Raw genomic sequence first — 12,188 nt, 5'->3', positions numbered from 1 at the left:
AACATGGGCTTTTACGATCAGCAAAAAGACAAGTATGTAGCCTTATCAGGATATGATGATTTTGAAATTCATTTGCGCGAGAACCTATCAGATTTTCCGAAGGCTAATGTGATACTGATCCATGGGATGGGGGAAACATTAACTCGATATGACCAACTAGCAGCAATGCTAGTCAAAAGGGGATTTAATGTTTTTCGCTATGACCAACCAGGGCATGGTCAAACTAGCGGTGAAGTTGGGGTTCTAGAGGATCCACAGCTGTTAACAGACTGTTGCTTGCAGGTAATATCAGAGGTCCGAAAACGTTATTATAACTTTTCACTATTTTTGCTGGGACACAGCATGGGAGGGTTTACGGTATTACAAACTTTAGCACAATTTCCTGGTAAAGCAGATGGAGCGATTGTTTCAGCGCCATATTCAGTGTATGAGAATCCGTTGCTTGGTACTCGACCAATTAGTGGTGATGAACATGAAGGGCTAGAGGGATTACCACAACAGGGTATAAATCGGGATGAACGATTAAGTGTGCGGAACAAAATGGATCATACTAATCCAAGGCCAACAGTTAGTTTAGCTAATGCCTTATATCAAGGCTCACTTTTTCTTCGTTCTCACATAGAGCAAATTGAAGAGCCGTTATTAATGCTTCATGGTTTTGAAGATGGACTGATTAGTTTTAAGGATACACTTGCAGTGTATGAGCGGCTAAAGGTACAAGATAAAGAACTCCATATCTATCCCTATTTAATGCATTCACTGCTCAATGACCCAATACGAAAAAAGCAAATAGTTAAGGAAATTGCAGAATGGTTGGAACGTCATAGTTTTTAAGGAGATGATTAACATGACTTTTAAAAATGAGTTATGGACAGCTACGTCAGGTGATCTACGTCAAAAAAGAACGGTATTACCAACTCCTGAAATATCCCAAGAACCAGGATTAGGAGCTCAAATAGTAATTGATCCAGCTGATCGAAAACAAGCATGGTTAGGCGTGGGAGCAGCTATCACGGATGCAACAGCTTCGTTAATTTGGAAACAAACACCGGAACAACGTCATGCGCTTTTAAGTGAATTATTTTCGCCGGAAGAGGGCGGATTTTCGTTAATTCGTATTCCATTGGGATCGTGTGATTTTGGTTCAGGAGAACAACGTCGAGATGATGAGTATGGCAGGACTAATTATGAACAGCGGATGGATGAATCTAAAGCTAGTAGTTCTGAATCGTTGACACCTGAAGAATATGAAAATCAATTTTACTCTTATGATGATGTGCCATATGGTCAACACGACTCAGCTTTAGAGAAGTTTTCGATTGGTGAGGGGACCCCAGGTGCAGCAAACGCGACAAAAGATTTACGCTATATTGTGCCAGTAGTGCAAGAGATTTTAAAGATCAATCCTGCTGTAAAAGTTTTAGCTTCGCCATGGTCGGCCCCAGCGTGGATGAAGACCACTGGCAAAATGGCTATGGGTGGTCGGATGCGCTTTGGTGAATTTACGGGCAATGGATTTTCTGATTTGGATCGGTTTGAAGGAGTTTATGCTCAGTACTTTGTGCGTTATTTGTCAGCGTATCGCAAGTATGGAATTCCTATCTATGGCTTAACAATTCAAAATGAACCGTCAAATGCAGCAGCATGGCCAGCGATGATATGGGACTTTAAAGAATTAGCTCATTTTGGTTATCGCTATTTAAGACCAGCATTGGATAAAGCGTTCCCTGAAACTAAGTTATATTTCTGGGATGGAAGTCTAAACTTAGATGCGGAAAAGATGTTAGATACTTTATCCTTAAAAGAAGCTCGAGCTTTTGATGGCTTTGCGTTTCATGTCTACGAAGGACCATACGAGAATCTGTTGAAATTTAAACGTTTTAATCCAGACTGGGAACTTTCAATGACAGAACGGCGTTGTATGATGGAGGATACTGTTGAGGATGCATCTCATATCATGATGGGATTAATCGGTAATTGGCTGGTGCGGCAAGGCGTTTCTTCGATTTTCTTGTGGAATTTAGCGCTTGATGAACGTGGCTTGCCAAATATTGCAGGCTCGACAGGACGCCGGGGAGTCGTAACAATTGATCATTCAAGTGGAAAAGTGCAACGAAATCTCGAATACTACATGCTTCGCAATTTTGGACAGGATATAGTCCCGGGGTCGATTGTGGTTGGCTCGACTACGTATACTCAAAATGGTTATTCCGGTGGTTTGGGTTCTGTTGCGTTTATGGCTCCAGATGGATCAATTGCGGCACAGCTATATAATCCAACGGATGAGGAATTACGGGCAACTGTAAAAATTAATGGAGTTACTGGTTGGCAAAGTGTTACAGTACCAGCATATGGGACTGTTTCTTTGCATAAAACAAATGGTAAACTTAACCAGAGTCATCCTAGAAAGGACGAACAATTCAAATTAAACCCATATCCAATGAATCATAAAGATGATATGGCTCCAGGAAAAGAGTAGAAAAAACGCGCGAGAATTTTTTCTCGCGCGTTTTGCATATCAATAATGTAAATATTTAGTTACCAGCAAATACGTTTACGGCATTTGTGTGAGCCTTTTGGTTAGTTTGTTGTACGTATTGAGCGTATTGATTAACAGTTTTATTGCCGGCTACGGTAACTGCGGAACCAACTCCAGCTCCAGCTAAAATAACAGCAGCGACAATTCCTCGAACTAAAGACATCATGGTGTCAATTCCTCCCTCTCTATTATGGTAATTCTCTCTTAACGTTTTATTATTATAGATGAAATCGTGAAAATTACAATGGTAAGGAATCGCTTACTTTATTTGAAAACGATTTTATTTCTCGAAAAGCGTTTTCTTAATTGTTTCGTCTACGAAAACGTGAACATGAAAAAGGATGATTTGAGTAGAAAATATCTGGAAATCAGTAAGATATTTGTCTATTGAAGCTATTTAGAGACGCTAAAGTCGCGGAGGTTTAAAATAATAAATAGATAACGGTGAATGCTTTATTTTCGAATGCTGATTTCAAAAAAACGGGTGCCAGATGTAATGTTTTATTAAATTAAAAAATGTTACCGTTTTCAATTAAAGTGTGGTAAGATAGAAATTGTTAAAAGAGTAACAGATTGAGTGTGAGGAATTTGATGACTGTTTCTTTTGACTGATTGCAATCTTTTTTCAGTAATTACTGACATCGCGATGATAAGTCGCATTTATTTTTATCAAAAAATGTTCACGTGTGTTTAATTAGGAGGGACAAACTCATGGATGGTGCGAAAACTGCATCTACGCCAACGGCTAACGACACCGTTAAGGCGGACAACTACAACAAGCGAATCCCAACCCGCCAAAAGATTGCCTATGGTTTTGGGGACTTTGGGAATGGGTTCATGTTTGACCTCGGTCAAGCTTACTTGACTAAGTTCTGGATTGATGCTGCCGGCATTGGTGCTGGTGCCGTTGCGGGGATCTTCGCCTTTTCAAAGATCTTTGATGCCTTTATGGACCCGATCGCGGGGTCGGTAATTGATGGACGGAAAAATATTGGTAAGCGTGGTAAGTTCCGGCCGGTAATGATGATTTCTGCCATTATTCTGGGGATTATGACGGTCATTACCTTTACGATGCCAATGGGGCTGTCTATGAACCAAAAGATCATTTACGCATATGCAGTGTACATGACTTGGGGTTTGGTTTACTCATTTACCAATGATCCGTATGGTTCGTTAGCCTCGGTAATGAGTCGGAATCCACAAGACCGGAGTTTCATGGCAACAACGCGTCAGGTGGGTTCCGTGGCGGCTCAATTTATCGCTGGGGTAGCTTTCATTCCGCTGATGGAATTAGTCGGCGGGGGAATGAGTTCGAAAGATCAACTGCATGGTTATCTGTTTGCGGCAACCTGTTTTGCGGCCGCTGGGATCTTAATGTTTGCAGTTTGCTACTTTGGGACGAAGGAAAATGTTAAGGTACACCGTGATCCAAACGCCAAGAAGGAAGGCTTTAAGGACTACATTAAAGTAGTCTTCACGAACGGGCCACTTGGGGCACTGATCTTGATGACGTTGTTTACGATTTCGGCAATGAACACGAATAACCAAATGATGGTTTTCTATGCTCAATACAACCTTGGTAACATTGGTCTTCAGCCAGTTATCAACGCCGTTATGATGGGTTGTTCCATCGTTGGGGTCTTCATGATTCCTAGTTTGACCAAGCGATTTGGGCAAAAGCGGACGGCCTTGGTTTCCTTCTTTGTTGGGGCAATTGCTAACATTTTGAACTTCTTCTTGCCAGATAATGTAATCTCCTTCATCGTGCTGGTTACGATTGGGTACACGGCATTGGCCATTCCAAATGGGATTACTTGGGCCATGGTTTCCAACGCGATTGACTACGGTGAATGGCACACGGGGATGCGGAAAGAAGCAATCACTTACGCTGCTTTTAACTTCTCGCGGAAGATTGCGCAATCCATTGCGGCTTTAGTCTCTGCTGGTGTCTTAGCGGTTACTGGATACGTTGCTAATGCTCACCAAACTGCGGCAACCTTAACGGGGATCAAGGCGGCGATGACTTTATACCCAGGCTTCTGCTTGATTATGGCGGCCGTAATTATCGGCTTCCTTTACAAGATCAATGACGCTAAGTTTGAACAAATCGCCACTGACCTTGACCAAGGCAAGTGGGAACACGGTATTATCGGTGACGAAGACGTTAAGTAAACTTAGAAATTTAAAGAGCATTAGGGGGCTTTTAAAATGACGTTGTTAGACAAGGATTTTCTATTAACAAATGAATGGGGTAAGAAGCTGTTCTTTGATCACGCTAAGGATATGCCAATTATTGACTATCACTGTCACTTAAACCCAAATGAAATTTACGAAAATAAGAACTATGAAAACATCACCAAACTGTGGATTAACGAAGATCACTATGGTGACCACTACAAGTGGCGGTTGATGCGGGCCAATGGGGTGCCGGAAGAATTGATTACTGGTAATGGCGATGATTATGACAAGTTTATGGCCTGGGCTGGCACAATTGAAAAGGCGGTCGGCAACCCGGTTTATGAATGGACGCACCTGGAATTGCAACGCTTCTTTGGGATTGACGAACCGCTGACGACCAAGAATGCCCCAGAAGTTTGGAAGAAGGCCAATGCTTTGCTAGCTACCGACGACTTTAAGCCGCGAAATTTGATCAAGAACTCCAACGTCAAGGCAGTCTGCACGACGGACGACCCGGCTTCTGATTTGCACTACCACAAGCTGTTGAAGGCTGAAGAAAAGGAAAGTGGCTTCCGGACTTTGCCAGCCATGCGGCCAGATAACTTGATTCAAATCAACAAGCCAACCTTTGCGGACTACTTAAAGGAATTGGGCGAACAAGCCGGAGTAGAAATCAACTCTTTCCGTGACTTAGTAAAGGCTTTGGAACAACGGTTTGAATACTTTAACGAAATGGGCGGCCGCCTGTCCGACCACTCGTTGTTGACTTACCACTTTGCCGAAGCGACCGATGAAGAACTGGATTCGATCATGAAGAAGGCAGCTGCCAACGAACCCGTTACTGGTTTGGAATACGACAAGTGGTTGACGATGTTCCTGGAAGAAATGATGAAGTTAAACAAGAAGTTCAACTGGACGATGCAATTCCACATCAATTCGATCCGGGACCTTAACAAGCCGATGTTTGAACAATTAGGTCAAGATACTGGTTACGATGCCATGGGTACTCAACCAGACATTGTGGACCAAATGGCTAAATTATATACGAAGATGCAAGAAACCCGCGATCTGCCAAAGTCGATCTTCTACTCCCTGAATCCAAACGATTGGAAGCAACTGGTAACTTTGATGGGTTGTTTCCAAGAAGGCGGCAAGCAAAAGATGCAATTTGGGGCCGCTTGGTGGTTTAACGACACGGCTGAGGGGATGGACACTCAATTACGTGACTTTGCCCAACAAAGTCTCTTACCAAACTTTGTCGGGATGCTGACCGACTCCCGGAGCTTCTTGTCATACCCACGGCATGAATACTTCCGGCGGGTATTGTGTAACTTCTTTGGTAATTTGGTGGAACAGGGCCGGGCTCCCGAAGATGAAGAATACCTGGGTAAGATTATTGAAGACATTGCCTACAATAATGCTTACGAATACTTTGGGTTCTTCCCGGATGCGACGCCAGACGAATTATTTGGCCAGCACGAAAATCGGTTCCAATACTAATTAGGAACTGAGCGCAGCTTGATTACCTACTTTGCCCCGTTGGTGGAATAAACTGACGGGGCGAAGTACGTTTAATTTTGACTGAAGATAGAATTAAAAAAATCCCCCGCTTTTGCGGAGGATTTTTTTAGTTGGCTAGTGAGTTTGGGGTCCAAGTAACCAGCTTGGAAACTCACTTAGGGTGAACCCCGTTGCTCAACTTCCTAAACACACCTAAATTTTAACACAAAACCTGTTAAAACGGTACATGGCTGAGCCTAACCAGCTCAATTAGCCTTCGGGCGGCCAAAGAACGGGGGTGAACCCCTTGTTAGACAACTTCCTAGACAACCTAGCACAGCTGGCGCTTGGAATCGCTAGTGGCGTGCTAGCTAACTGGATCTATGACAAGATCATGCGGCGCTAAACGCCCCAGTTAGCGCCAACGGAAAGCCAGACCTCAGCGCCAGCAAGCGGGCCAACTGATGGGCTGGCTTTTTGGCTTTAAAGTAGCTGCAATTAGTCGAAAACGGCTTGCTAAAGCATAGGAAATCTTGTATCGTGGAAGACGTTGTAATGATAACGTGAACATACGGGGTGGCAATAATGACAAAATACGTCTTTTACTTGGTTCGGCACGGCGAAACGTTCTTGAATACCTTGGGACGCTTTCAAGGTTGGATTGATTCTGAGTTGACCGCCAAAGGGAAGAGCCAGGCCAGTCGGCTAGGGGCAGCTTTGCGTGACGAACGCTTTGATTTGGTGGTGGCATCGGACTTACCGCGGACGGTGAAGACCAGGGATCTGATTTTAGCGGAATTAAAGCATTACCCAGCTGACGTGAGAACGATGGCGGCCTTTCGGGAGATCTTTTTTTCGACTTACGAAGGGACTTCGGTCGTAGAGAGCATCCACAAAATTACCGCGCCGTACGGCTACCGAGATCAAGAAGACGTGGTGGCTCACGAAGGGTTCCAGGCAATGCGCCAGTACATGCACGAACAGGATCCGGCGCACGCGGCTGAGCTGTATCCGGCCCTAGTCGAAAGGTTTAACAGTGGCTTGACTAAGCTTACTCATCAACTGCCTAACGGGGGAAGGGTGTTGGTGGTCAGCCATGGTTCGATCATCCGGACGATTGCGGATTATTTAGGAGTGAATACCGTTAATAATGCCCCGGCTAATGGGAGTGTGACTAAATTGGTATTAGATGAGAGTGGGCAAATAACGATTACGGAATATAACCGTAAATTGGAGCTATAAGTTTCAAGAGCATAAAAACAGCGGGTGGTTGCAGAGCCATCCGCTGTTTTTGGGTTCAGTAATTCTATTTGTAAAGGGTAGGAAAGTGGCGTTGGAAGTCCGCGATGCTTTGGTATTCCGTTGCTAGTTCCCGGCTCAACCGAATGAAGATCGGAATCAAGGCTCGGTAAGCAGCAAAGTTTTCTTCGTTTGGTTCGTACTTCTTTTCCTTGCCAATGTAGTTAACGATGTTGGTAAGGTCGCTTTCCAGGCCCAGGCTCATTTTGGCCAAGTACATGGCGGCTAGACAGCCACTTTCGTAGGAATCTGGAATCGTAATTTCGTGTTCATACACGTCAGCCATGATTTGCCGACCCAAGGAGGATTGAACGAAGCCTCCAGCAACCAAGATGTCCTTTGGATCCCCCGTGACTTCGGTTAAGGCTAGGGTGGTCATATAAAGGTTAAAGACGATTCCTTCTAACACCGCCCGAACCATGTGAGCCCGGGTGTGGTTTCGGTTTAAACCAAAGAAGGAACCGCGGGCGTTGGCATCCCAGAGGGGAGCTCGTTCACCACCTAAGTAAGGGTGGAACAACAAACCTGCTGAGCCGGCCGGTACAGTCTTGGCGATTTCAGTTAGGAGGTTGTAAGAACTGCTCTTTAACATTTTGGCGGTTTCTTGTACCCCCGTAAACATGGCATCGTGGGCCCAGTTAAAGACGATCCCACCGCTGTTGATTGGGCCGCCGACCAAGTACTTACCATTCATAATTGGGTAGCAGTACAGCCGGGCCTTAGGATCGACAATCGGCTTGTCAACAAAGGAACGCACTGCGGCGGAAGTCCCAATGTTGATTGCCAGAGTACCGGTTTCCAGTGCGCCGACCCCGATCGTGGAGAGGGCGCCGTCAGTTGCCCCCATAACGACTTTCACGTCATCGGGGATGCCCATTACCTTGGCATATTCGGAGCGGATCCCTACGATCGCGTGGGTCGTTTCCACCAGGTCGGGTAGTTGGCTACGCTTGACGTTGACCAACTTCAGCACCTCATCATCCCAATCAACACTGCGCATGTTCAATAACCCAGTTGCTGCAGCCATCGAGGTTTCTTCAGCTAAAACATTGGTGTAGCGCCAGATGATGTATTCCTTGATCCCGACCCAGTAGGCAGTCTTTTCACAGATCTCTGGGTGTTCAGCCTGTAGCCACAACAATTTGTAGAAGGGACCCATTGGGTGAATTGGCAACCCGGTGTGTTGGTAGACAAACATACCCTTGCCGTTTTCCTTGTATTCACGGGCGTACTTTTCGGCTCGATTATCCGCCCAAGTGATCGTCCGGGTCAGTGGTTTGTAGTTTTCATCCAGGGCAATCAGGCTGTGTTGCTGGGCGGACCAAGAAATGGCAATAACTTTGCCATCGGTACGCTTGGCCTTAGTTACGACTTCTTGGATGGCGGATAGGGTAGCGTTGAAGATATCATCAGGATCTTCTTCCGCCATGTCGGGAAGATCTTGGTATAAGTGATAGCCAATGTTGGCTTTAGCATAAATCTTACCATTCAGATCATAGAGCAAAGCTTTCGTACTGGTGGTACCAATATCAATACCTACAATGTAATCCATAGTCATACTTCCTTACTTAATATAGTTAGTGTTAGAAAACGAAAATTTAAGTTCTAGATATCCCAAGTGATATACCAGATGTTTTTTACATAATCATATTAAAGCGATTTCATTGCTAGGTCAAGCACAGATGTGGTCGTTCACAAATAAAAACAACAAGAGGCTCAGTTCGATGTCTCAATTGTCAATTCTTTAATTAATTCCGAATCAAAACCCCTATAAATAGCATATGTTCACGTGACACAAAAATATAGAGAATTATTTGAAAATAGTATTTGACAAGGCTAGATTCTATGTTAGAATGAAAGCGTGTTCAAATAGTACTAGTATATCAGTTAGGCACAAGCTTCTTTAATGGAGGAATTGTTATGGTGAAAATTACTGACGACTACATTGCTAACAAGGATACGTTTACGAACCTTGGAATTAATGTGCCGACGTACGATGAAAAAGAATTAGTAGCAAAAACGTTAGCAGCGCCACGGTGGGTCCACTTTGGGGGCGGGAACCTTTTTCGGGCTTTCCACGCGGCGATTGCTAATACCTTAATTGAAAAGGGCGAACTCGACACGGGAATCATTGTGGCGGATACCTACGATGACACGTTAGTCAATCAAGTGTACAAGGGCTTTGACAACCGGATTTTGCGGGTCGTAACCAAAGCAGATGGCACGAAAGATCTGCATCTGTTTGCTGATGTAGCCCAAGCCTTGTTTGCGGGGCGGGCCAATGAAGATCCAACTGGCTACAACCAATTAAAAGAAATCTTTACCAAGGACAGTCTCCAGTTGGCTACCTTCTCGATTACCGAAAAGGGATATGTCTTGAAGGATCCAGCTGGCAACTTCTTTGCACCGGTTCAACGCGACATTGAAAATGGTCCAGCTCAACCAGAGAATAACATGGCCCTGTTGGTGGGCTTGTTGTTAGCTCGGTTTGAAGCTGGGGCTAAGCCACTGACCTTGCTGAGTACCGACAACTTCTCACAAAACGGGGACAAGTTGCGTGACAGCGTGATCACGATTGCCAAAGCTTGGCAAGAACATGGCTTTGTTGAGCAAGCCTTCGTTAATTACGTCAGTGATGAAAGTCGCGTGGCTTTCCCATTATCAATGATTGACCGGATTACGCCAAACCCATCGGAATCCGTTTCCGCAGATTTGCAAAAATTAGGCTTTGAAGATGCTCACATTATCCATACGCCAAAGAAGACTAATATTGCGGCCTTCGTCAATACTGAAGAAGCCCACTACCTGGTGGTAGAAGACAAGTTCCCGAATGGTCGGCCAAAATTTGAAGACGCGGGGGTATTGATGACTGATCGCGACACGGTCAACTTGGCGGACGAAATGAAGGTTACGACCTGCTTGAACCCTCTGCACACGGCACTGGCGGTTTACGGTTCAATTTTGCACTTCAAGTCGATTTCCTCAGAAGTTGAAAATGCCAGCCTGCGCAACTTGATTAAGCAGATTGGTTACGTAGAAGGGTTACCGGTAGTCAAGGATCCGAAGGTTATCAACCCGCAAGAATTCATCGATGAACTGGTTACGAAGCGCTTGCCAAACCCATACATTCCAGACACCCCACAACGGATTGCGACGGATACGTCCCAAAAGATGGCCATTCGTTACGGGGTCACGATCAAGCACTACGTTGATGCGGCTGATCGCGAACCAAGCCAATTAAACTTTATCCCACTGGTGATCGCGACCTGGTTGCGTTACCTGATGGCAATTGACGACAACGGGGAAAGCTTTGAGCCAAGTCCGGATCCACTTTGGGATGATCTGCACGCCAAAGTGGCTGAAATTGAATTCGGCAACGTTGATCAAGACGTCCACGCAGCTGTGAAGGACATCTTGTCAAACAAGGCAATCTTCGGGGTTGACCTATATGAAGTCGGCCTGGGCGAAAAGATCGAAGCTGACTTCAAGCTGATGTTGGCCGGTAAGGGCAGCATTCAAAGCACCTTGGATGACATGTTGCAAAAGTATGGCAAGAACTTAGATTAGGAATTTAAATAAAGAGGGTTTGGAAAATGACTGAATATAAAATCGCGGTAGTAAACTCAAGCAGTTTTGGCCAACGTTATAAGGAACACTGGGAAGCCTTGGAAAAGCTTGGTACCGTGGACCGCTTTATGGTTGACCCTGATATTTCTGGTAAGGATTTGGCTGAAAAGTTGGCAGGCCACAACGTCATTATCGCTAGTGTGACGCCAAACTTCCGGGAAGACTTCTTCGAAAACATGCCGGGACTGCTGCTGATTTCCCGCCACGGGATTGGCTACAACAGTATCGATATTGCGGCTGCTAAGAAGCACGGCGTTAAGGTGACGATTGTGCCACCGTTGGTTGAACGGGATGCCGTAGCCGGCAACGCTCTGGCCAACCTGCTGGCGATTATGCGGATGACAGTTGCCGCTGCTAACCGGGAACGGGAAGGCCACTATGAAGATCGGGCCCAATTCCTGGGCGCTGAATTTGCCGGTAAGCAATTCGGGGTCATTGGTTGTGGTAACATCGGGAGTCGGGTGGCCGAGTACTTCCACCTCTTTAGTAAGGATGGCGTTGTTTTGATCAACGACCCTGAACCACACACCCCAGAAGGCTGGTGGGATGACAAGCCATGGGCTAAGCGCGTTTCCTTTGATGAAGTGCTTGAACAATGTGATTGCATTTCCTTGAACGCTTCATTAGACGAAAGCGACTTCCACTTTATCAACAAAGAAGCTTTAGCGAAGTGCAAGGACGGGGTCTACTTTGTCAACCATGCGCGGGGAGCTTTGATTGTCGAAGATGACATGATGGCTGCCGTTAAGAGTGGTAAAGTCCGGGGTTACGCTGCTGACACGATGGAAGTTGAACCAGTTCCTGGTGATCACCCATTCTTACAAGACCCAGTTCACTTCTTGATTACCCCACACACGTCAGCTTACACGGACTACTGCTTGCACGGGATGGGTGACAAGTGTGTGTCCGACGTCCAAAACTTAGTAGCTGGCAAGCCATTGGTTCGTGAATTAACGTCAGAGCTGTAACATCATTTTTGGCTGACAATGTGGGCTGTCAGCTATGTCAATAAAATTCCGTTTAAGCTAACTTAGCCACACCGGCT

The 12,188-nt window shown here is 45.4% G+C and carries 9 protein-coding genes; 7 read left to right on the top strand and 2 right to left on the bottom strand.

Annotated elements, in window-relative coordinates; genetic code table 11:
• The first annotated feature begins 3 nt into the window (after positions 1-3).
• Together FC43_RS09180 and FC43_RS09175 are read left to right on the top strand one after the other, a co-directional pair.
• Complete coding sequence (locus FC43_RS09180; RefSeq protein WP_056955448.1) at positions 4-834, top strand: alpha/beta fold hydrolase; 831 nt, start codon at positions 4-6, stop codon at positions 832-834.
• Positions 835-847: 13 nt separating this feature from the next.
• The gene (locus tag FC43_RS09175) at positions 848-2,479 is read left to right on the top strand and encodes a glycoside hydrolase family 30 protein (RefSeq protein WP_056955447.1); all 1,632 of its coding nucleotides are present in this window, start codon (positions 848-850) and stop codon (positions 2,477-2,479) included.
• A 55-nt stretch (positions 2,480-2,534) separates the two neighbouring features.
• On the opposite strand, the gene FC43_RS11130 is transcribed toward FC43_RS09175, so the two are convergent.
• Positions 2,535-2,705, bottom strand: a complete 171-nt coding sequence (locus FC43_RS11130; protein WP_156648380.1) for a hypothetical protein — start codon at positions 2,703-2,705, stop codon at positions 2,535-2,537.
• A 545-nt stretch (positions 2,706-3,250) separates the two neighbouring features.
• Here FC43_RS11130 and FC43_RS09170 point away from each other — a divergent pair.
• The 3 genes from FC43_RS09170 (at position 3,251) to FC43_RS09160 (ending at position 7,459) form a co-directional block, all read left to right on the top strand.
• Positions 3,251-4,711, top strand: coding sequence for a glycoside-pentoside-hexuronide (GPH):cation symporter (locus FC43_RS09170; RefSeq protein ID WP_056955446.1), 1,461 nt, complete (start codon positions 3,251-3,253; stop codon positions 4,709-4,711).
• Positions 4,712-4,747: 36 nt separating this feature from the next.
• On the top strand, positions 4,748-6,217 hold the full coding sequence (uxaC, locus tag FC43_RS09165; RefSeq protein WP_056955445.1) for a glucuronate isomerase: 1,470 nt from the start codon (positions 4,748-4,750) through the stop codon (positions 6,215-6,217).
• Positions 6,218-6,802: 585 nt separating this feature from the next.
• The gene (locus FC43_RS09160) at positions 6,803-7,459 is read left to right on the top strand and encodes a histidine phosphatase family protein (RefSeq protein ID WP_056955444.1); all 657 of its coding nucleotides are present in this window, start codon (positions 6,803-6,805) and stop codon (positions 7,457-7,459) included.
• A 64-nt stretch (positions 7,460-7,523) separates the two neighbouring features.
• Here FC43_RS09160 and FC43_RS09155 read toward each other — a convergent pair whose 3' ends face one another.
• Entirely contained in the window at positions 7,524-9,068 is a 1,545-nt protein-coding gene (locus FC43_RS09155; RefSeq protein WP_056955443.1) for an FGGY family carbohydrate kinase, read from the bottom strand.
• Positions 9,069-9,436: 368 nt separating this feature from the next.
• On the opposite strand from FC43_RS09155, the gene FC43_RS09150 reads away from it, so the two are divergent.
• Complete coding sequence (locus FC43_RS09150) at positions 9,437-11,083, top strand: mannitol dehydrogenase family protein (RefSeq protein WP_056955442.1); 1,647 nt, start codon at positions 9,437-9,439, stop codon at positions 11,081-11,083.
• Positions 11,084-11,109: 26 nt separating this feature from the next.
• Positions 11,110-12,111 carry a D-isomer specific 2-hydroxyacid dehydrogenase family protein gene (locus FC43_RS09145; protein WP_056955441.1) on the top strand — a complete coding sequence of 334 codons (1,002 nt, stop codon included), beginning with the start codon at positions 11,110-11,112 and terminating at the stop codon, positions 12,109-12,111.
• Positions 12,112-12,188 lie beyond the last annotated feature (77 nt).

Source organism: Limosilactobacillus ingluviei DSM 15946 (genome assembly GCF_001435775.1).
GTDB lineage: Bacteria > Bacillota > Bacilli > Lactobacillales > Lactobacillaceae > Limosilactobacillus > Limosilactobacillus ingluviei.
This window is presented reverse-complemented; position numbering and strand designations above follow the sequence as displayed.

What these genes read in the sequence shown, in the direction of transcription:
- FC43_RS09155 (WP_056955443.1), bottom strand. Translation starts at nt 9,068, where the DNA reads ATGGATTACATTGTAGGTATTGATATTGGTACCACCAGTACGAAAGCT.
- FC43_RS09150 (WP_056955442.1), top strand. Translation starts at nt 9,437, where the DNA reads ATGGTGAAAATTACTGACGACTACATTGCTAACAAGGATACGTTTACG.
- FC43_RS09170 (WP_056955446.1), top strand. Translation starts at nt 3,251, where the DNA reads ATGGATGGTGCGAAAACTGCATCTACGCCAACGGCTAACGACACCGTT.
- FC43_RS09145 (WP_056955441.1), top strand. Translation starts at nt 11,110, where the DNA reads ATGACTGAATATAAAATCGCGGTAGTAAACTCAAGCAGTTTTGGCCAA.
- FC43_RS09175 (WP_056955447.1), top strand. Translation starts at nt 848, where the DNA reads ATGACTTTTAAAAATGAGTTATGGACAGCTACGTCAGGTGATCTACGT.
- FC43_RS09180 (WP_056955448.1), top strand. Translation starts at nt 4, where the DNA reads ATGGGCTTTTACGATCAGCAAAAAGACAAGTATGTAGCCTTATCAGGA.
- FC43_RS11130 (WP_156648380.1), bottom strand. Translation starts at nt 2,705, where the DNA reads ATGATGTCTTTAGTTCGAGGAATTGTCGCTGCTGTTATTTTAGCTGGA.
- uxaC (WP_056955445.1), top strand. Translation starts at nt 4,748, where the DNA reads ATGACGTTGTTAGACAAGGATTTTCTATTAACAAATGAATGGGGTAAG.
- FC43_RS09160 (WP_056955444.1), top strand. Translation starts at nt 6,803, where the DNA reads ATGACAAAATACGTCTTTTACTTGGTTCGGCACGGCGAAACGTTCTTG.